16 protein-coding genes and 1 tRNA gene are annotated in these 19,051 nt (G+C 71.9%); 10 read left to right on the forward strand and 7 right to left on the reverse strand.

The window, feature by feature from the left end:
• Positions 1-44 precede the first annotated feature (44 nt).
• Together HMPREF2863_RS10840 and HMPREF2863_RS10845 are read left to right on the forward strand one after the other, a co-directional pair.
• Entirely contained in the window at positions 45-2,138 is a 2,094-nt protein-coding gene (locus HMPREF2863_RS10840; protein ID WP_070640110.1) for an NHL domain-containing thioredoxin family protein, read from the forward strand.
• 71 nt (positions 2,139-2,209) lie between these two features.
• Entirely contained in the window at positions 2,210-2,686 is a 477-nt protein-coding gene (locus HMPREF2863_RS10845) for a flavodoxin domain-containing protein (protein WP_070640113.1), read from the forward strand.
• A gap of 166 nt (positions 2,687-2,852) precedes the next feature.
• Here HMPREF2863_RS10845 and HMPREF2863_RS10850 read toward each other — a convergent pair whose 3' ends face one another.
• A complete protein-coding gene (locus tag HMPREF2863_RS10850; RefSeq protein WP_070640300.1) occupies positions 2,853-3,854 on the reverse strand; it encodes an AEC family transporter in 1,002 nt (333 codons plus the stop codon).
• Between the two features lie 79 nt (positions 3,855-3,933).
• Positions 3,934-4,004, reverse strand: a tRNA-Gly gene (locus HMPREF2863_RS10855).
• Positions 4,005-4,113: 109 nt separating this feature from the next.
• Here HMPREF2863_RS10855 and dcd point away from each other — a divergent pair.
• Genes dcd through mnhG form a run of 8 tightly spaced genes read left to right on the forward strand, consistent with a single transcriptional unit; the run spans position 4,114 to position 12,919 of the window.
• Complete coding sequence (dcd, locus tag HMPREF2863_RS10860; RefSeq protein ID WP_067189675.1) at positions 4,114-4,695, forward strand: dCTP deaminase; 582 nt, start codon at positions 4,114-4,116, stop codon at positions 4,693-4,695.
• 4 nt (positions 4,696-4,699) lie between these two features.
• Entirely contained in the window at positions 4,700-6,001 is a 1,302-nt protein-coding gene (locus HMPREF2863_RS10865) for an MFS transporter (protein WP_070640116.1), read from the forward strand.
• Between the two features lie 40 nt (positions 6,002-6,041).
• Positions 6,042-9,221, forward strand: a complete 3,180-nt coding sequence (locus HMPREF2863_RS10870; protein WP_070640119.1) for a Na+/H+ antiporter subunit A — start codon at positions 6,042-6,044, stop codon at positions 9,219-9,221.
• Positions 9,218-9,814 (forward strand): Na(+)/H(+) antiporter subunit C, encoded by a 597-nt coding sequence (locus HMPREF2863_RS10875; RefSeq protein ID WP_067189645.1) that lies wholly within the window; start codon positions 9,218-9,220, stop codon positions 9,812-9,814. Before HMPREF2863_RS10870 ends, HMPREF2863_RS10875 begins: the two co-directional genes overlap by 4 nt.
• A 2-nt stretch (positions 9,815-9,816) precedes the next feature.
• Entirely contained in the window at positions 9,817-11,445 is a 1,629-nt protein-coding gene (locus HMPREF2863_RS10880) for a Na+/H+ antiporter subunit D (RefSeq protein ID WP_193763051.1), read from the forward strand.
• Positions 11,432-12,097 carry a Na+/H+ antiporter subunit E gene (locus HMPREF2863_RS10885; protein WP_070640123.1) on the forward strand — a complete coding sequence of 222 codons (666 nt, stop codon included), beginning with the start codon at positions 11,432-11,434 and terminating at the stop codon, positions 12,095-12,097. The genes HMPREF2863_RS10880 and HMPREF2863_RS10885 overlap by 14 nt, the downstream gene beginning before the upstream one ends.
• Positions 12,094-12,465, forward strand: coding sequence for an MrpF/PhaF family protein (locus tag HMPREF2863_RS10890; RefSeq protein ID WP_070640127.1), 372 nt, complete (start codon positions 12,094-12,096; stop codon positions 12,463-12,465). The genes HMPREF2863_RS10885 and HMPREF2863_RS10890 overlap by 4 nt, the downstream gene beginning before the upstream one ends.
• On the forward strand, positions 12,458-12,919 hold the full coding sequence (mnhG, locus tag HMPREF2863_RS10895; protein WP_082739682.1) for a monovalent cation/H(+) antiporter subunit G: 462 nt from the start codon (positions 12,458-12,460) through the stop codon (positions 12,917-12,919). Before HMPREF2863_RS10890 ends, mnhG begins: the two co-directional genes overlap by 8 nt.
• A gap of 126 nt (positions 12,920-13,045) precedes the next feature.
• On the opposite strand, the gene HMPREF2863_RS10900 is transcribed toward mnhG, so the two are convergent.
• The 5 genes from HMPREF2863_RS10900 to HMPREF2863_RS10920 all read right to left on the reverse strand — a co-directional run bounded on the left by HMPREF2863_RS10900 (position 13,046) and on the right by HMPREF2863_RS10920 (position 19,043).
• Positions 13,046-13,324, reverse strand: a complete 279-nt coding sequence (locus tag HMPREF2863_RS10900; RefSeq protein WP_070640130.1) for a DUF4235 domain-containing protein — start codon at positions 13,322-13,324, stop codon at positions 13,046-13,048.
• 148 nt (positions 13,325-13,472) lie between these two features.
• Complete coding sequence (locus HMPREF2863_RS10905; protein ID WP_083315388.1) at positions 13,473-14,450, reverse strand: aminotransferase class IV; 978 nt, start codon at positions 14,448-14,450, stop codon at positions 13,473-13,475.
• Between the two features lie 103 nt (positions 14,451-14,553).
• Positions 14,554-17,802 carry an MMPL family transporter gene (locus tag HMPREF2863_RS10910; RefSeq protein ID WP_070640133.1) on the reverse strand — a complete coding sequence of 1,083 codons (3,249 nt, stop codon included), beginning with the start codon at positions 17,800-17,802 and terminating at the stop codon, positions 14,554-14,556.
• Positions 17,803-17,973: 171 nt separating this feature from the next.
• A complete protein-coding gene (locus tag HMPREF2863_RS10915) occupies positions 17,974-18,519 on the reverse strand; it encodes a nucleoside/nucleotide kinase family protein (protein WP_246828891.1) in 546 nt (181 codons plus the stop codon).
• Between the two features lie 2 nt (positions 18,520-18,521).
• Positions 18,522-19,043 carry a MarR family winged helix-turn-helix transcriptional regulator gene (locus tag HMPREF2863_RS10920; RefSeq protein ID WP_246828892.1) on the reverse strand — a complete coding sequence of 174 codons (522 nt, stop codon included), beginning with the start codon at positions 19,041-19,043 and terminating at the stop codon, positions 18,522-18,524.
• Positions 19,044-19,051 lie beyond the last annotated feature (8 nt).

Genomic DNA, 19,051 nt, shown 5'->3' on the forward strand with positions numbered 1-19,051 from the left:
CGCGAACTTGCGGCTCGGGCCCGAGCGCGCGGGACAATGGGGGCATGACTGGCATCTCTCGTCCCGGCCCCCGCGTCCGCGCCTCCGAGCTCGTCGGCCGCGGCTGGCTGAACACCGGCGGCAAGGAGCTCACGCTCGAGGACCTGCGCGGCAAGATCACGATCCTCGACTTCTGGACGTTCTGCTGCATCAACTGCCTGCACGTGCTGGACGAGCTGCGCCCGCTGGAGGAGGACTACCACGACGTCCTCGTGACGGTCGGCGTGCACTCCCCGAAGTTCGAGCACGAGGCCGACCCGGACGCCCTGGCCGCCGCCGTGGAGCGCTACGAGATCGCCCACCCGGTGCTGGACGACCCGGAGCTGACCACCTGGCAGGCCTACTCGGCCCGCGCCTGGCCGACCCTCGTGGTGGTCGACCCGGAGGGCTACATCGCCGCCCACCTCTCCGGCGAGGGCCACGTGGCCGGCCTGCGCTCCCTGGTGGCCGAGCTCGTCGCCGAGCACGAGGCCAAGGGCACCCTGCACCGCGGGGACGGCCCCTATGTCGCCCCGGAGCCGGTCGCCCGCGACCTGCGCTTCCCGGGCAAGGCGATCTCCCTGGCCGACCGCGGCTCCCGCCCCGGCACCTTCCTCGTGGCGGACACCGGCCACCACCGCCTCGTCGAGCTGGACGCGGACCTCAGCACCCCGATCCGCGCCATCGGCGGCGGCGACCCCGCCGACGCCCCCGACGAGGCCGCGCACCTGGCCTTCCCGACCCCTGCCACCCGCGGCCACACCGACGGCGGCCCGGAGCAGGCACTGTTCAACGAGCCCAACGGCCTGGCCCTGCTGCCGGCCGAGGTGGCCGCGCAGGTCGGCTACGACGTGGTCGTGGCCGACACCGTGAACCACCGCCTCCGCGGCCTCAGCCTGGCCACCGGCGAGGTCCGGACGCTCGCCGGCAACGGCGTGCAGGCCCTCATCGACGGCGAGCGCGTCGCCGCGGCGGCGAAGGCCGCCGAGGCGGCCGACCCGGCCCAGCAGCAGGGTGCGGTGCCCGCGGACGAGGAGGGTGCCGTCGTCGTGCTGGGCCCGCTGGAGGGCAAGCCGACCGGGGTGTCCCTCTCCTCCCCGTGGGACGTGGTGTGGGACGAGGCGGCCGGCCACGTGGTGATCGCGATGGCGGGCACCCATCAGCTGCACGCCTACGACCCGGTGGCCGACGAGCTGTCCCTGTTCGCCGGCACCGGCCTGGAGGGACTGACCGACGGCCCGGCCGAGCGCTCCTGGTTCGCCCAGACCTCCGGCCTGGCCGTGGACGCCGCCGGCACCCTCTGGGCGGCCGACTCCGAGACCTCAGCGCTGCGCACGGTCACCGGCGGGACGGGGGAGCGGACCGTGTCCACGGCGGTGGGCACCGGCCTGTTCGACTTCGGCTACGTGGACGGCCCGGCGGAGCAGGCGCGCCTGCAGCACCCGCTCGGCGTGACCGCGCTGCCGGACGGCTCCGTGCTGGTCGCGGACACCTACAACGGCGCCGTCCGACGCTTCACCCCGGCCGGCACGGACGCCGCCGGGCGCGAGACCCAGGCGGCGCTGTCCACCGTGGCCCGCGGCCTGGCCGAGCCCTCCGATGTGCTCGTGGAGGTGGACGCCGAGGGCAAGGCGGCGTCGATCGTGGTGGTGGAGACCAACGCCCACCGCCTGGAGCGGATCGCCGTGCCGGACGAGTACCTCACCGTGGACGAGGGCGCCCGCCAGACCCAGCGCCCGCGCACCCCCGTGGTGGCCGGCGAGTTCGGCCTGGCCGTCGGCTTCGAGGCCCCGTCCGGGCAGAAGCTCGACGATCGCTGGGGCGATCCGACTCAGCTGAAGGTGTCCTCCTCTCCGGAGGAGCTGCTGCTGGACGGCGCCGGCACCTCCACCGGTCTGACCCGCACGCTGCGCCTGAACCCGGACGTGGCCGAGGGCGTCCTGCACATCACGGCCCGCGCCGCCGCCTGCGACGGGGAGAAGGGGCAGCCGATCCCGGACCATGCCGCCTGCCACCTGTATCAGCAGGACTGGGGCATCCCGGTGACCGTCCATGCGGCCGAGGCCGCGCCGGAGGGGGCGGAAACCCGCCTGGACCTGGACCTGCGCGGGATACACTGAGCGGGAAGGCCGAGTCCTGCGCGCAGGGCCGCCGGAGAAACGCCCCCTGACACCGAAGGCTTCCTGAACCCATGACCACTCTCTTCGTCACCTCGTCCTTGCACGGGTCCACCCGGGAGATCGCCGAGCGCATGGCTCAGGTCCTGCGCACCAAGCAGGCCGTGGAGACCGTCGTCGAGGACGTCGCCGGCGCCGCGGCGTGGCTGGACACCGCATATGCCGTCGTGGTCTGCGCCCCGGTGTATGCCGGCAAGCTGGCCGCCGACGCCAAGCGCTTCCTGGACTCGCGCCGCGCGGAGTTGGCCGACAAGCCGTTGAACATCGTGGTCTCCGGCGGATCTCCCCAGCTGGACGACGCGCTGCGCATCCAGCTGGAGGCCTACCGCCCGCGGTCGGTGGAGTACTTCCGCGGCGCGGTCACCGAGGAGCGCCTCGGCTTCCTGGACAAGCTGAAGATCAAGCTGGCCAAGGGTGAGTACGGCGACTTCCGCGACTGGAAGGCCATCGAGGCCCACGCCTCCGCACTGGTCCAGCACGGGGCCCGCTGACCGGAGCCGGCTCGCGTGAGGCGCCGAGGGCGTTCTCCGCGGCCGCCCCAGGAAAGTGAGGGGCAAACACGGTGTTGAGATCGCATCTGAACCCCGTGTCCTGCCCCCAAGCCGCGGTTCAGCACGCGGTGTGGGGCCCGGTGCAGCATGCCCGCCGGCGCCGGCCTCAGGCGAAGAGCAGGGCGACGACCATCATGGCCGGGATCGCCAGCACCGTGGTCACCAGGACGGTGTCCTTCGCGACCACCACGCCGGTCTCGTAGCGCACGGCCGCCACGAACACGTTCTGGGCGGTGGGCAGGGACGCCAGCACCACCGCGATCATCAGCTCCCGGCTGCCCAGGCCCACCGCGAACGCGCCGATCAGCCACGCGATCACCGGATGCGCCACCAGCTTCATGGCCGAGGCCAGCACGGCGTCCCCGATGCGGCCGTCCGCCTTCCGCAACGGCCGGGAGTCGGCCAGGGACATGCCGAACGCGATGAGCATCGCGGGGATGGACAACCCGCCGATCAGTTCCACCGAGTCCCACAGCGGTGCCGGCAGGGACCAGCCCGTGGCGGAGAACAGCAGGCCGAGGGCCGAGCCGATGATCATCGGGTTGCGCGCGGTCTGCCCCAGCTGGCTCACCACCCGGCGGAACCGGCCGTAGGCGGAGGGGGAGCGGCGTACAGACGGTGAGCGGCCGTCGTCGGCAAGCGCGGAACGGCGGGACTCCGCGGCCAGCGCGGCCTCCAGGACGGTGATGTACAGCGGCGTGTAGATCGCCAGCTGGAAGAGGATCACCGGGGCGGCCAGGGCGGCGTCCCCCAGGACGTAGGCGGCGATCGGCAGGCCCAGGTTCGCCGAGTTCACCATGGACGAGCCCAGGGCCGCGATCACCCGCTCCGAGCCGGTCCGGGACGGCAGCACGAACCGCGCCACGAGCATGAACACCGCGGCACACACCAGCGCCGAGGCGGCGGCCACCCACAGCTGCGGCCCCAGCACCGCGGTCACGTCCGCCTGGGACAGGGTCGTGAACAGCAGGGCGGGGGAGCCGATGAAGAACGAGGTGCGGGACAGCACCGTCCGCCCCTCGGCGCCCAGCACGCCGGTGCGTCCGGTGAGGAATCCGACGCCGATGATCACCCAGATGACGGTGAACCCGGAGAGCACCTCGGCCATGGGGACCTCCTCGACGTCAGAGGCGGACATGCGTTCGGCCCCGGACCCACGTGGGGTTCCGGGGCCGAACGGTTCGGAGAGCGGGCGACGGGAATCGAACCCGCGTATCTTGCTTGGGAAGCAAGCGCTCTACCATTGAGCTACGCCCGCAGACGCCTCCCCACTGTACACCGCGCGGCCGGTCGGCCGGTGCGCCTCTGCCCGGGCACGTCCCATGATGGGGATCACATCCGCGCTGTTCCTGCGCTACGGTGAACCCGTGCTGCTCTCCGACCGTGACTTCCGTGCCGAGATCGACGCCGGCCGCGTGGCCCTCGAGCCCTACGACCCGGCGTTCGTCCAGCCTGCGTCCATCGACGTGCGCCTGGACCGCTTCTTCCGGCTCTTCGACAACCACCGGTACGCACACATCGACCCCTCGGTGGAGCAGCCGGAGCTGACCCGCCTCGTGGAGGTGGACCCGGAGGAGGCCTTCGTGCTGCACCCAGGCGAGTTCGTCCTCGGCGCCACCTACGAGAAGGTCACCCTCCCGGACGACATCGCCGCGCGCCTGGAGGGCAAGTCCTCCCTCGGCCGGCTCGGCCTGCTGACGCATTCGACCGCCGGCTTCATCGACCCCGGGTTCTCTGGCCACGTGACCCTGGAGCTGTCCAACACCGCGACGCTGCCGATCAAGCTGTGGCCGGGCATGAAGGTCGGCCAGCTCTGCTTCTTCCGGCTCTCCTCGGCGGCCGAGCACCCGTACGGCTCCGGCCCGTACCTCAACCGCTACCAGGGCCAGCGCGGCCCGACGGCCTCGCGCGCGCACCTGAACTTCCACCGCACCGTCATCGAGGGCTGAGACCGTGGCCGCGGTGAGCAAGCGCCAGGTGGCCGCCTGGGCCGCGTGGGACTGGGGCTCGGCCTCGTTCAACGCGGTGATGGTCACCTTCGTCTTCGGCACCTACCTGTCCTCCGAGGCCTTCGGGGCGGACGCCCGCGGCACCGAGTGGCTCTCCGCCGGCATGGCGGTGGCCGGGATCGTCGTCGCGCTCACCGCGCCGGTGCTGGGCCGCCGCGCGGACCAGGGCGGGCGCCGCAAGCTGTGGCTGGCACTGAACACGGCGGTGGTGATCGCGGTGACGGGCCTGAGCTTCTTCGTGGCCCCGCACGAGCAGCACCTGCTGCTCGGCGTGGTGCTGCTGAGCATCGGCACCGTCTTCTTCGAATTCGCCGAGGTGCAGATCAACGCGATCCTCGTGCAGATCTCCACCCCGCAGACCGTCGGACGGATCTCCGGCATCGGCTGGGGCGCCGGCTACCTCGGCGGCATCGTGCTGCTGCTTATCGTCTACGTCGGCTTCGTCTCCGGCGACGCCGCCTGGTTCGGCATCCCGCACGAGCAGTCCCTCAACATCCGCGCCGTGGCCGTGGTGGCCGCCGTCTGGTTCCTGGTCTTCTCCCTCCCGGTCCTGTTCGCCGTGCCCAGCCCGACGGCGGCCCAACAGGAGGGCACCGGCGCGCCGGCCGAGACCGTGCTGGGCTCCTACCGGGCGCTCTGGGAGCGACTGTGCCGCCTGTGGCGGGAGGACCGCAACACCCTGAAGTTCCTCATCGCCTCCGCCGTCTTCCGCGACGGCGTCGGCGCGGTCTTCCTCTACGGCGGGGCCCTCGGCACCACGGTCTTCGGGATCGCCGACGGCGACGTGATCGTCTTCGCGATCGTGGCGAACGTGGTGGCCGCCGCGGGCGCCTTCGCCGGCGGCTGGCTGGATGACCGGTTCGGTCCGCGCGCAGTGATCCTCGGATCGATCGCGGCCATGTGCGCCACGGCCGTGGGCCTGTTCTTCTCCGAGGGGCCGCGCGCGTTCTGGATCGGAGGTCTGATCCTCTGCCTGTTCGTGGGGCCGGTGCAGTCGGCCTCCCGCGCGTTCCTCGGCCGGCTCACCACCCCGCAGACCGCGGGCGAGCTGTTCGGCCTCTACGCCACCACCGGCCGTGCGGTCGGCTTCATCACCCCGGCTCTGTCCTCTGTGGCCCTGGCGATCACCGGTGACCAGCGCTGGATCATCCCGACCATCGTGCTGGTCATCCTGGCCGGCGGAGTCTTGTTGCTCAGTGTGAACACCCCCCACCGTCCGGTCAAAGAGGTGGAACCGCGCCGGTAGTATGGACGGTACCCTCGCCCGCTGATGCCGAAGGGACCCCATGCTCGTCACCCTGATCGCCCTGTTTGCGGTCGCCATGGTGGCGCCCTGGATCTTCCGCTTCACCGGACGTGAGGGGTTCTATGTCCTCGCCGCCGTCCCGGCCGCCGGTTTCGTCTGGCTGCTGACGCGCATGCCGGACGTCTTCGCGCTCCAGTCGGCGATCGACGCGGGAGCGGACGCCTCGGCGCAGGCGGACGGCCTCGTCCGGGAGATTCCCTGGGTTCCGTTCCTGGACATCTCCCTCAGCTTCCGCATGGACGCGCTCTCCGCCTTCATGTCCCTGATCGTGCTGGGCGTCGGCGCGATCGTACTGGCCTACTGCGCCCGCTACTTCCGGGAGCACGAGGCGAAGGACGCCGTGTTCGGCGGCCAGCTGCTGGCCTTCGCCGGAGCGATGTTCGGCCTGGTCACCACGGACGACCTGATGGTGCTCTACACCTTCTGGGAGATCACCTCGGTCCTGTCCTTCCTGCTCATCGGCTACGCAGGGCAGCGCATCTTCGCCCGTCGCTCCGCCATCCAGGCGCTGATCGTCACCACCTTCGGCGGCCTGGCCATGCTCGTCGGCCTGCTGATGCTCGGCGTCCAGGCCGGCTCCTGGAAGGTCTCCGGTGTGCTCGCCGCGGCCCCGGAGCTTCTGGCGGACCCGGCCCTGCGCGGCTACGCCGAATGGGCGGTGGCGCTCGTGCTCATCGGCGCGCTGACCAAGTCCGCGCAGATCCCGTTCCACTTCTGGCTGCCGGCGGCGATGGCCGCGCCCACCCCGGTCTCCGCCTACCTGCACGCCGCGGCGATGGTGAAGGCCGGCGTCTTCCTCGTCGCGCGCCTCGCGCCGGCGTACGCCGGTCTGATGAGCTGGCAGGTGCTCGTGACCGGCGTCGGCCTGGCCACCCTGCTGGTCGGCGGCTACCGGGCCCTGCGTCAGACGGACATCAAGCTCGTCCTGGCCTACGGCACCGTCTCCCAGCTCGGCTTCCTGATGGTCGCCAACGGCTTCGGCACCAGGGACGCCGCCATGGCCGGCCTGGCGATGCTGATCGCCCACACCCTGTTCAAGGCGCCGCTGTTCATGGTGGTCGGCATCATCGACCATGAGACCGGCACCCGTGACGTCCGGACGCTCTCCGGGATCGGCCGCGGCCACCCGGTGCTGGCCGGCATGAGCGCCGTGGCCGCCGCCTCCATGGCCGGTCTGCCCCCGCTGTTCGGCTTCGTGGCCAAGGAGTCCGTGCTGGAAGCGGCCCAGCACACCGCCGAGCACCACGGGACCGTGTGGGCCTGGGTGCCCCTCGTGGTCCTCTCGCTCGGCTCCGTGCTCACCGTGGCCTACACCTGCCGCTTCCTCTGGGGTGCCTTCGCCACCAAGCACGAGAAGGACGACGCCGGCACGCTCCGCCCCGTGCCTGCCACCGCGTTCCGCACCTCGGTCACCGCCCTGGAGATCAGCCCGTCCATGGTGCTCACCGCACTCTGCGTGGCGATGGCGTTCGTTCCGGGGCCGATCGAGAAGGTCATCACCGCCCACACCGGTGCCCTGGACCCGCTCGACGGCGCCGAGGAACCGGCCCACCTCGCCCTCTGGCACGGACTGACGCCGATCCTCGCGCTGTCCGCCGCGATCATCGGGCTCGGCCTGCTGCTGGCGTGGCAGCGCACCCGCGTGGAGCAGGCCCAGGAGCATGTCCAGTTCCCCTGGGACGCGTCCAAGGCCTACCAGTGGATCATCTACCAGCTGGACGCGCTCGCCGTGTGGGTCACCGGCCGCACGCAGACCGGCTCGCTGAGCACCTACCTGGGCATCATCCTCACCGTGGCCCTGGGGCTGCCGCTGTACTTCATGGTCTTCCCCGCGGGCGGCCATGAGAGGCCTCTGGCGACCCTCTGGAGGCAGGCGGAGATCGTCGTGGCCGAGGACGCGGCGCAGGCCTTCGTCGTCCTGGCCATCGTGGTCGGCACCGTGGCCGCGGTGAAAGCGCACCGGCGCTTCATGGCCGCGCTGCTGGTGGCCATCACCGGCTACGGCGCCGCCGCCATCTTCGCCTTCCGCGGCGCCCCGGACCTCGCCATCACCCAGGTGCTCGTGGAGACGATCGTCCTCGTCACCCTCGTGCTCGGCCTGCGCTCCCTGCCGGCCAGCTGGGACCGGCGCGCCTCGGGCCACGGCCGCCGCTGGCCCCGGGTGTTGATCGCCGTGTCCTTCGCCCTGGTGATGATGTGGGTGGCCGCGACCGCGCTGGCCGCCCGCACCGCCGCCCCGATCTCCGTGGACATGCCGGAGCTGGCCTACGCGGACGGCTACGGAAGCAACGTGGTCAACGTGACCCTCGTGGACATCCGTGCCTGGGACACCTGGGGCGAGATCACGGTGCTGGCGGCGGCCGCCACCGGCGTGGTCTCCCTGGTGTTCCTCCAGCACCGCGACCGTCGTGGCCGTGCCCTCGCCGACGTGAAGACCGGCTCGGTCGGCCGCATCACCTCCGAGTCCGCCATGGGCACCGCCGTGCTCTCCACCGTGCGCCGCTTCGCGGTGAACGACTCCTCCTTCTGGCTCGAGGGAGGCCGCACCCTGGCTCCGGAGCGCCGGTCCATCGTGTTCGAGGTCATCACCCGACTGATGTTCCACCCGATGGTGCTGTTCTCCCTGTACCTGCTCCTGGCCGGGCACAACACCCCCGGCGGCGGCTTCGCCGGCGGCCTGCTGGCCGGCCTGGCGCTCACCCTGCGCTACCTTGCCGGTGGCCGCTACGAGCTGCAGAACGCGATCCGGGTCCCCTCGGGTGTACTCCTCGGCGCGGGCCTGGCCCTGGCCTCCCTGACCGGCCTGTTCCCGCTGTTCTTCGGCGGGCAGGTCCTGCAGTCCGCGCACGTCGAGTTCCACGACCTGTTCCTGCTCGGGGACGTCAAGCTCGTCACCGCCACCGTGTTCGACATCGGCGTGTACCTCGTGGTGATCGGCCTCGTCCTGGACGTGCTCCGCTCCCTGGGCTCCGAGATCGACCGTCGCGGCGACGAGGCCCGCATGGCTCGCGAGAAGGCCCGGATGCACCGGCGGCGCCGCCACCACCGCGCCGGCGCCTCCGGTGCCGTGGCCGGTCGCAGCCGCCCCCCTGTGCAGGGCCCCGCCGGCAACGGCACCCCGACCACCGCCCCGACGACCGCCGAGGAGGCCGGACGATGATGAGCATCGACCTCGCCCTGCTGGTCGCCATGGGCGTGATGTACGCCGGTGGCATCTACATGCTGCTCGAGCGCACCCTGACCCGCATCCTGTTCGGGATCATGCTGATCACCAACGCCACGATCATGCTGCTGCTGATCACCGGGGGCCGGTCCGGCGACGCCCCGATCCGCATCGAGGGCAAGGACCCCACGACCTACTCCGACCCGCTGCCGCAGGCGCTCATGCTGACCGCCATCGTCATCGGCTTCGCCGTCACCGCGTTCCTGGTCGCCATGATCTACCGCTCCTGGCTGCTCAGCCGCGAGGACGTCGTGGCCGTGGACCCCGAGGACGTCAAGGTGGCCTCCCAGGAGGCCTTCGACGCGGAGGAGGACTCCGAGCTCGAGGAGGAGACCTCAGAGTTCCTGGACGACTCCTGCGATCCCAACGCGGACTACGAGCACACCTCCGAGGAGCGCAAGGCCGTCCGCGAGGTGTCCGCCCGCCGCGGCCACCCCGCAGGCAGGTCCCGGGACACGTCCGCGGACCACACAGTCACCGGCGGGTCCCGCCCGGCCGGCACCGCCCGTGAGGAGCGTGAGCGCCCGTGATCATGCTCGGCTCGACTCCGCTGACGGACCTGGCCCCGCTGGCCGTCCTGCTGCCCGTGCTCGGCGCGGCTCTGACCTTCACGCTCGTGCGCCGTCCGCGCGCGCAGATCACCCTCACGATCCTGACCCTCGCTCTGACGCTCGTGCTCAACGTCGGCCTGCTGGCCGTCGTCTGGGAGACGGGTGCCGCCGCGGTGAACATCGGCGGCTGGGTCCCCCCGATCGGCATCTCCCTCGTGGTGGACCGCCTGTCCGCGCTGATGCTCGTGATCTCCTCGCTCATCACCCTTGCGGTGCTGCTCTACGCCACTGCGCAGGGCGTGGTGGACGAAGACGAGGGCGGGCCCGTCTCGATCTTCCACCCCACCTACCTGATCCTCGTGGCGGGCGTGTCCAACGCCTTCCTCGCCGGTGACCTCTTCAACCTCTACGTGGGCTTCGAGATCCTGCTGACCGCCTCCTATGTGCTGCTCACCCTGGGCGGCACCGGCCAGCGCATCCGCGCCGGCATCACCTATGTGGTGGTGTCCGTGATCTCCTCCATGGTGTTCCTCGTGGCGATCGCCATGATCTACGCGGCCACCGGCACCGTGAACATGGCGGACCTGGCAGGCAAGCTCGGCGACCTGCCCACGGACGTCCAGATGGTCCTGCACGTGATGCTGCTCGTGGGCTTCGCGATCAAGGCGGCGGTGTTCCCGCTGTCCTTCTGGCTGCCCGACTCCTACCCGACCGCCCCCGCCCCCGTCACCGCGGTCTTCGCGGGCCTGCTGACGAAGGTCGGCGTCTACGCGCTGATCCGGACCGAGACGCTGCTGTTCCCGGGAGAGCACGTCAACACACTCCTGATGGTCGTGGCGGCGCTGACCATGGTGGTGGGCATCCTGGGCGCCCTCGCCCAGTCGGACCTGAAGCGAATCCTGTCCTTCACGCTCGTCTCGCACATCGGCTACATGATCTTCGGCCTGGGCCTGGCCTCCGAGCTCGGCCTGGCGGCCACGGTCTTCTACGTGGCCCACCACATCACCGTGCAGACCGGCATGTTCCTGGTCACCGGCCTCATCGAGAACCGGGCGGGCACGGCGAACATCGACCGGCTCGGCTCGCTGGCCTTCGTCTCGCCCCTGGTGGCCGTCCTGTTCTTCATCCCCGCCATGAACCTGGCCGGCATCCCGCCGTTCTCCGGCTTCTTCGGCAAGATCGGCCTGCTGGCGGGCGGCGTCGAGCAGGCCACCCCGCTGGCCTGGGTGCTCGTCGCGGTCTCCGTGATCGTGTCCCTCTTGACGCTGCTCGTGGTGGTCCGCGCCTGGGCGCGTGCCTTCTGGCGCCGCATCGACGACGTCGAGCACCCGCCGGCGCAGCTGGTCTCCGCCTACCAACGGGCCAAGGCCTCTGGCCGCCGACCCAAGCCGCTGAGCATGGGCCTGGTCCTGCCGACCGCCGGCCTGGTCGCGCTGAGCGTGGCGTTCACCGTCTTCGCCGGCCCGCTCTACGACCTTTCGGACCAGGCGGCCCAGGACATGATGGACCGCACCCCGTACATCACCGCCGTGCTGGGGGAGGCCGCCGCCGAGGAGGCCGCGGAGGACCTGGCGGACGACCCGACGGAGGAGGGCCATGACGGACGCTGACACGACCGCACGGACCCGCCCCACCGGTCTGCGCGCCCAGCTCACGCAGTGGCCGGTGGTGGTTGTCATGGTCCTGCTCTGGTGCGCCCTGTGGCAGGACTTCACCCCGGGCGTCATGCTCGTGGGCCTGCTGTTCGCCCTGCTGCTGAAGCGGCTGCTGCCGCTGCCGCCGGTGCAGTTCCCCGGGCGCTTCCATCCCTGGGGGATCCTGGTGTTCACGCTGACCTTCCTCAAGGACGTGGTGGCGGCGTCCATCGCCGTCTCCATGGTGGTCCTCCTCCGGCCCCGCAGCTCCCGGCACTCCGTCGTGGAGGTCCGCCTGCGCAGCCACGACGACCTGATCATCACACTGACCAGCCACGCTCTGGCCCTCGTGCCCGGCTCGATCGTCCCGGACGTGGACCGCGCCACCGCCACCCTGTACCTGCACTGCCTGGACGCCGCCGGCGAGGAGCGCATCGACCGCATCCGGCGCAACGCCCTGCGCGTGGAGGCCCGCATCATCCGGGCCGTCGGCTCCGCCGCGGACCTCGAGCTGGTGCGCCGGTACCCGGACAGTGCCCCGCCGTACGAGGACATGGACGAGTACCGCCGCCATCCGCCGCACATCCACCGTCCCTTCGCCGACGCCGAGGAGGCAGAGCGCCGATGAGCACGCCCCTGTTCGTCGCCGCCGTCGTGGCCGGCCTGCTGCTGGCGGTCGGCGCGGTCGGCGCGATCTTCCGCATCGTCCGTGGCCCCTCCCTGCTGGACCGGGCCATCGGGTCCGACGTGCTGCTCGTGGTCCTGTCCGGCGCCCTGGTCCTGGAGATGGCCGTCAACCGGCACACCAACACCATCGTGCTGGTCGTGCTCGCCTCGATGGTCGGATTCGTGGGCTCGGTGACCCTGGCCCGCTTCGTGGAGGACAACCGTCCGGACCATGCCCAGGAGGCCGGCGCACAGATGCGCCCGGACCCCTCCACCGCGGACCACGCGCCGCGCACGCCCTCGGCTGTGAAGGAGGAGTCCCGTGGCTGACACTGCACTGCTCTGGGACACGGTCGCCGCCGTGCTGCTGATCCTCGGTGCGTCCCTCTCGCTCGTGGCCGGCGTGGGCCTGACGGTGCTCCCGGACCTGCTCACCCGCATCCACGCCGCCGCCAAGCCCCAGGTCCTCGGCCTGCTGCTCATGCTCGCCGGCCTGGCCGTCGTGTGGCGGTCGTGGGTCTGGCTGCCCATCCTGTTCTTCGCGTGGCTGCTGCAGATGATCACCGCGCCCGTGGCCGCCCATCTGGTGGCACGTGCCGGCTACCGCACCCGTCACGTCAAGCGCGACCTGCTGGACCGGGACGAGCTCGCCGACGTCGTCCGCCGGGGACGGCACAGCGAGCATCCCGCGGACACCGCGCCCCAGCCGGTGGTCTCCCCGGACGGCTCCGCCCCGAAGCCTGTCGACACCCCGGTGAGCCGGAAGGACGGCGGGACCCGCTGACGTCCTCCGCCGCCTCCTGACACCACGAGGACGGCGCGGCACCCGGTCAGGGTGCCGCGCCGTCATCGTGCAGCGGGTGGGAGCACTCCGGCTCCCTGCGGGAGCCGAGGAGCGGCTCGGTGAGGGTCAGACCTCGTTGTCGATGCTCTTGGCGGTCTTCGCCTCGAAGCGCCGCATGGCGGTGCCGGCGCCGCGCTGGCCGGCGACCTTGATCAGGGCCGAGATGCCGGCCGAGATGAAGGCGAAGGACAGGGCCTCCACCAGGGGCAGCTCGTCGTCGGTGGCGTCGCGCGGGGCTTCGTGGCCGGTGGCGAGGCGCCAGCCGGTCGTGACCAGCTGCGAGCCGACCATGCCTCCGGCGATGGTGATGCCGGTGGCGATGAGCTTCTGCAGGACGGTGTTCATGGAGGGGGTTCTCCTTCGGGGCGAGGGGCCGGAACGGTCGGTTCGGCGGATGTCTGCGCCCCAGCCTACCGGCGGGGCCCGCGCGCAGGCACGGCACGCGACGCGCCCCGTCGGCCGCGGCGGGCCGCAGGGCTCCGGCGGACGCCGCTCAGTCCACGGTGACGGCGTGCGCGCCCGGGTCCCGGTCCTCGCGGAGCCACGCGTTCAGCCGGTCGGTCAGCTCGTCGTCCACAGGGATCGGCTCACCGTCCACGCTGAGCACCGGGGCCACCCCGCGCACGGAGGAGGCCAGCCACAGGCCCTCGATGCCCTCCAGGTCGGCCGGAGTCAGCGGTCCGTAGCCCAGCGGCCAGCCCTCCCGCTCGGCGGCGGCGAACACCACGGCCTGGGAGGTGCCGGCGAGGATGCCCTGCTGACGCAGCGGGGTGACGAGCTCGCGGCGGCCCTCGGCGTCGCGGCGGACGAGCAGCGCTGTGGACGTCGGCCCCTCGAGGAGCTGGCCGTCCGAGGACACGAACAGGACGTCGTCCGCGCCGTTGGCCTTGGCGTGACGCAGAGCGGCCATGTTCACCGCGTAGGACAGCGTCTTGGCGCCGGCAAGCAGCCACGGGGCCTTGTCTGCCACCCGTGAGTCCAGGCCGCGGTTCAGCAGGAGCACGCGCAGGCCGGCCGGACGCACGGACGGGTCCGGCAGGGCCGTGGCGGTGAGCAGCACCCAGGCGGTGGGCTGCGGGGCGAGGCCTGCGGCCGTCTCCGGGCCGCGGGTCACGGTGAGCTTCACGGTGGCGGCGGTGCCAGGGCAGGAGCGGGCGAACTCCGCGAGGCCCATGTCGATCGCCTGGCGCCACTGGGCGGGGGAGGGCACCGGCAGGTCGAGGATCTCCGCGGAGCCTCCCAGGCGGCCCAGGTGCGCGCCGAGCTTGCGGACAGTCAGCGCACCGTGATCGCCCGGGACCGCGAGGGCGGTCTCGAACAGGCCGTCGCCGCGGGACACGCCCTGGTCCTTCACGGTGAGGTGCGGGGCCGAGGGGTCCGCGAGCTCGGGGACGAGCCCGGCGACCCCGGAGGGACGCAGCAGGACGAGGACTTCACGGGAGGCGGCGACGCCGCCGGACACGGTGCTCATGGCCCCCAGGGTAGTGCCCGGGCCAGGCGGCGACGTGTCCGACGGCGTCGGTCGGTGCCGCGTGCCCGGCGGCCTGTTGCGGGGCCGGGCGGCGGCGGGAGGATCAGTGCGTGGGCGGGGTCTGGACCTGCGGGATCTCACCGGTGACCGTGCGGTCCCCGGCCGGGGCCTCGTGGTCGCCCTCGAGCTTGGCACCCTCGACGTCCACGTCCGGCAGGATGCGGTCCAGCCAGCCCGGCAGCCACCAGGCCGCCGGTCCCAGCAGGTGCATGACCGCCGGCATCAGCAGCAGGCGCACCACGAAGGCGTCGAAGAGCACGCCCACGGTGAGGCCGAAGCCGATCGGGCGGATCATCGCGTCGTGGGCGAAGATGAAGCCGCCGAACACCGAGACCATGATGATCGCGGCGGCGATCACCACGGAGCGGCCGGCGCGCAGACCGGAGAGCACGGCCTCGCGGGCGGGCTTGCCGTGGGCGTAGGCCTCGCGCATGCCGGAGGCGATGAACAGCTGGTAGTCCATGGCCAGGCCGAACAGCACGCCGATCATGATGGTCGGCAGGAAGCTGAGCACCGGGCCCGGGGAGTGCACGCCGAAGATCGAGCTGAGCCAGCCCCACTGGTAGATGGCCACGACCGCGCCCATCGCGGCGAACACCGAGAGGATGAAGCCGCCGGTGGCGATCAGCGGGACCAGCAGGGACCGGAACACCAGCACCATGATGACCAGGGACAGGCCCAGCACCAGGGTGAGGTACAGCGGCAGGGCCTCGGAGAGCTTCGCAGAGACGTCGATGAATCCGCTGGTCACGCCGGCCACGTCGAGGCCGGTGGCCTCGCCCGCCGCCTCGGTGGAGCGCAGGGTCTGCACGAGCTCCTCGGTGGAGATCGCGTTCGGACCCTCCTCCGGGATGACCTGGATCATGGCCAGCGAGCGGTCCCCGTTCAGGGCCGCGGGCACCGCCGCCTTCACGTGGTCCATCTGCGCCACCTGCTCGGCGACCGTGAGCTGCAGATCCGTGGCCTCGTCCCCGGACAGGCCCTTCGGCAGGTCCGCGGTCACCACGAGCGGGCCGTTGTAGCCGTCGCCGAAGGCCTCGCCGGTGAGCGTGTAGGCGCGCTCGGAGCTGGAACCGACCGGCTCGGAGCCGCCGTCGGGCAGGCCCAGGCGCATGGAGCCGAACGGAAGGGCGATCACCACCAGGGCCACGATCGCCGCGAGCGAGGTCACGACCGCGGATCCGGTGGACATCCGGGTGCGCTTGGCTCCGCCGCGGGTCGGCTTGTCACCGTGCAGCGGCTGCAGCTCCCCGGCCTCCACGCGGGCGCGCTCCTTCTTGCTCAGCGCCTTCGGCCCGATCAGGGCCAGCAGAGCCGGGGTCAGGGTCACGGCGACCAGCACGGCGATCGCCACGCAGGCCGCGGCCACCGTGCCCATCAGGCCCAGGAACGGGATGCCGGTGACGTTCAGCGCGGCCAGGGCGATGATCACGGTCAGGCCCGCGAACACCACCGCGTTGCCGGAGGTGCCGTTGGCCAGGCCGATGGACTCGTGCACGGGCATGCCGGCCTTCAGCTGCTGCCGGTGACGGTTGACGATGAACAGCGCGTAGTCGATGCCCACGGCAAGACCGAGCATGATGCCCAGCACCGGGGTCACGGACATCATCTCCACGACGCCGGAGAAGGCCAGGGCGCCGGCGACGCCCACACCCACGCCGATCAGGGCGTTGAGCAGGGGCAGGCCGGCCGCGGCCAGCGTGCCGAGCATGATCACCAGCACGATGGCGGCGACGATCAGGCCGACCACCTCGGCCGGGCCCATCACCTGCGGAAGGGCGTTGAGCTGCTGGTCCGGGTAGATGTCCACGCCCTCGATGTCCGCGTCGGTCAGCAGGGAGGTGACCTCCTCCTTCTGCTCGGTCTCCAGGTCCATGGTCGGCATGCCGAAGACCACGCGGCCCATGGCCACGTCGCCCTTCTCGGAGACCGCACGGAAGTCCTCGGTGAGGGCGAGGGTGCGTTCGCCGCGCTCGAGCTGCGGGCGGTTCTGTTCGATCCGGCGCTCGCCCTCGGCGAGGTCCTGCTCGGCCTGGGCGAGCTGCTCCTTCTTGGACTTGAGCTCGGCCTTGCCGGCGTCGAGCTGCTCCTGCCCCTGCTGCCACTGGGCGCGGCCGGAGTCGTACTCGGCCTTGCCGGCCTGCCACTCGGCCTCGCCCTGCTCGTACTGCTGGCGGCCGGCCTCGAGCTCGGCACGGCCCTGCTCCAGCTGGGCGCTGCCCTGCTCGAGCTGGGTGCGGGACTGCTCGAGCTCGGCGCGGCCGGCCTCGATGCGCCGGGCACCCTGCTCGTACTCGGCCTGGCCGGCCTCCCACCGGGCGAGGCCCTGCTCGTACTGCTGCCGGCCGGCGTCCAGCTCGGCCTGCTGGTCAGCGAACTGCTGCTCGGCCTGCTTCTCGGTCATGCCCTGGGCGATCGCCTGTTCCTTGGCGGCGTCCAGCTCGGCCTGGCCGGCGTCGAGCTGCTGCTTCGAGGAGTCGAGCTCGGCCTTCGCAGCGTCCAGCTGCTGCTTGGAGGAGTCGAGCTCGGCCTGCCGGGCCTCGAGCTCGGCCTGCCCGGCCTCCAGCTGCTGTTCGGCCTGCTCGAGCTCTTGCGCCTTGGAGTCGAGCTCGGCCTGGCCGGCGTCGAGCTGCTGCTTGGAGGAGTCGAGGTCGGCACGGCCGGCGTCCAGCTGCTCCTTGGCGGCGTCGAGCTCGGCCTTGCCGGCGTCCAGCTGCTCCTTGGCGGCGTCCAGCTCGGCCTTGCCGGAGGTGATCTGCGGCTCGGCCTCGTCGAGCTGGGTCTTCGCGTCGTCGAGCTGGGCCTGGTTGTCCTCGATCTGCTTCTCGCCCTCGGCCAGCTGGGTCTTGCCGTCGGCGATCTGCTCCTTGCCGTCGGAGACCCGCTTCTCGCCCTTCTCCAGCTCCTGCCTGCCGTCGGTGACCTGGGTCTTCGCGTCGTCCAGCTCCTTCTGGAGGGCGAACGGGTTCTGCGTCTCGTCCACGACGTCGACGCCCTCGACCTCCTTCATCAGCTTGGCGATCTCCTGGCGCTGGGACCGGGTGAACGCAGAGCCGTCCTCGGTGGCGAAGACGACGCTGCCCGAGCCCTTCGCCGCGTCCGGGAACTCGCGCTCGAGGCGGTCCGTCAGCTGCGCTGTGCGCGTGTTCGGGATGTCCACGGAGGAGGACAGGGTGCCGCCGAAGGCGAGGAAGGAGCCGACGGCGAGGGCGAGGGCCACGAGCCAGGCGACGATCGCGACGAACGGGCGCCGCGCCGAGGCGATGCCGAGGCGGTACAGGAGCTTTGCCATGAGGAGGGGAGGCCTTCCGTGACGAGACGTGTGTCAGGCGCGAGGCGGCGGACAATTCGCCGCTGACACTATATCCGTAAGCGGAGCGCTGTGCTCCGCTAATGGTGTGGCGCATCAGGTGACTTCGCCCACATCGTCCCAGATCAGATCCCGTCCAGGGATGGTCTCGGCTCAGTGCAGGCGCACCCGCAGGCCGGCGGCGTGCGCGGGGGAGTGGTCCGTCAGGTAACGCTCCTCCTGCGCCGCCCAGCGGTCCCAGTGCGGGGCATAGACCTCGCCGTCGCGGGCGAGGGCGAGGGTGCGCCGGTCGGCGTCGTCGGCATCCACCCAGACGCCGAGGGTCAGCAGGCTGCGGGCGCCGCGGCAGAGCGCGCCGACCCCCTCGCAGACCACCACGTCGGCCGGCGCCACGGTCCGCCGTGGGCCGGGTCGGCCCTCGTGCCAGTCCCAGGTGGGCACGTCGGCAGGCGCCCCCGCCGCCAGGCGACGCAGCGCAGCCACGTAGGGCCCGTCGTCGTCGGTGACGGCCGCCAGGCCGTCCCAGCCGGGGTACATCTGCTCGAGGGCGAGCAGGCGGACCTCGGCGAACGGCGAGAGCCGGTCGACGAGTGCGGCCGCGAGGGTGGTCTTCCCGGAGCCGGAGCGGCCGTCCACGCCGACCAGGACGGGGCCGTGGGACAAGGCGGCGCGGCCGTCCGAGTCAGGTGTCCTGCTCACGTTCACGAGGCCTCTCGGGCGTCTTCCCGGGGCTCCGCGGCGGAGTCCTGTGCGGGGAGGGTCGACTCGAGCTCGGTGAGCGAGGCGGTCGCGGTGCGGATGACCTGCAGGGCCGTCCGCAGCTCCTCGTCGGTGAAGTCCGCGAGGGCGGCGCGCAGCGCGCCGCCCATGGGGGCGAAGGCCGCCATGCCGTCGCGGACGGCGGAATCGGTGTGGTGGACCAGCACGCGGCGGCGGTCCTGCTGGGAACGTGCGCGGGTGGCGTGGCCGGACTCGACGAGCCGGTCCACCACAGCGGTCGTCGCGGGCTTGGTGAGGCGCAGGTGGCCGCCGAGGTCCGAGGCGCTGGTCTCTAGACCGGCAGAGGCGCGGCGCATGAGGATGCTCAGGGCGCGCAGGTCCGTGCGGTAGAGCCCGACGGCGCGTCCGGCCAGGTCCACCATCCGGTCCGCGCTCTCCCCGAAGTCCCGCAGGGCGGTCGTCACCGCATGCAGGGGGCCGTGAGGGTCGGGCGCGGAGTTCACAGTCCTGG

Source organism: Micrococcus sp. HMSC067E09 (assembly GCF_001812555.1).
Taxonomy (GTDB): Bacteria; Actinomycetota; Actinomycetes; order Actinomycetales; family Micrococcaceae; genus Micrococcus; species Micrococcus lylae.

Coding starts and splice junctions, on each gene's coding strand:
- HMPREF2863_RS10840 (WP_070640110.1), top strand. CDS start 45: ATGACTGGCATCTCTCGTCCCGGCCCCCGCGTCCGCGCCTCCGAGCTC.
- HMPREF2863_RS10845 (WP_070640113.1), top strand. CDS start 2,210: ATGACCACTCTCTTCGTCACCTCGTCCTTGCACGGGTCCACCCGGGAG.
- HMPREF2863_RS10850 (WP_070640300.1), bottom strand. CDS start 3,854: ATGGCCGAGGTGCTCTCCGGGTTCACCGTCATCTGGGTGATCATCGGC.
- HMPREF2863_RS10870 (WP_070640119.1), top strand. CDS start 6,042: ATGCTCGTCACCCTGATCGCCCTGTTTGCGGTCGCCATGGTGGCGCCC.
- HMPREF2863_RS10875 (WP_067189645.1), top strand. CDS start 9,218: ATGATGAGCATCGACCTCGCCCTGCTGGTCGCCATGGGCGTGATGTAC.
- HMPREF2863_RS10880 (WP_193763051.1), top strand. CDS start 9,817: ATGCTCGGCTCGACTCCGCTGACGGACCTGGCCCCGCTGGCCGTCCTG.
- HMPREF2863_RS10885 (WP_070640123.1), top strand. CDS start 11,432: ATGACGGACGCTGACACGACCGCACGGACCCGCCCCACCGGTCTGCGC.
- HMPREF2863_RS10890 (WP_070640127.1), top strand. CDS start 12,094: ATGAGCACGCCCCTGTTCGTCGCCGCCGTCGTGGCCGGCCTGCTGCTG.
- HMPREF2863_RS10900 (WP_070640130.1), bottom strand. CDS start 13,324: ATGAACACCGTCCTGCAGAAGCTCATCGCCACCGGCATCACCATCGCC.
- HMPREF2863_RS10905 (WP_083315388.1), bottom strand. CDS start 14,450: ATGAGCACCGTGTCCGGCGGCGTCGCCGCCTCCCGTGAAGTCCTCGTC.
- HMPREF2863_RS10910 (WP_070640133.1), bottom strand. CDS start 17,802: ATGGCAAAGCTCCTGTACCGCCTCGGCATCGCCTCGGCGCGGCGCCCG.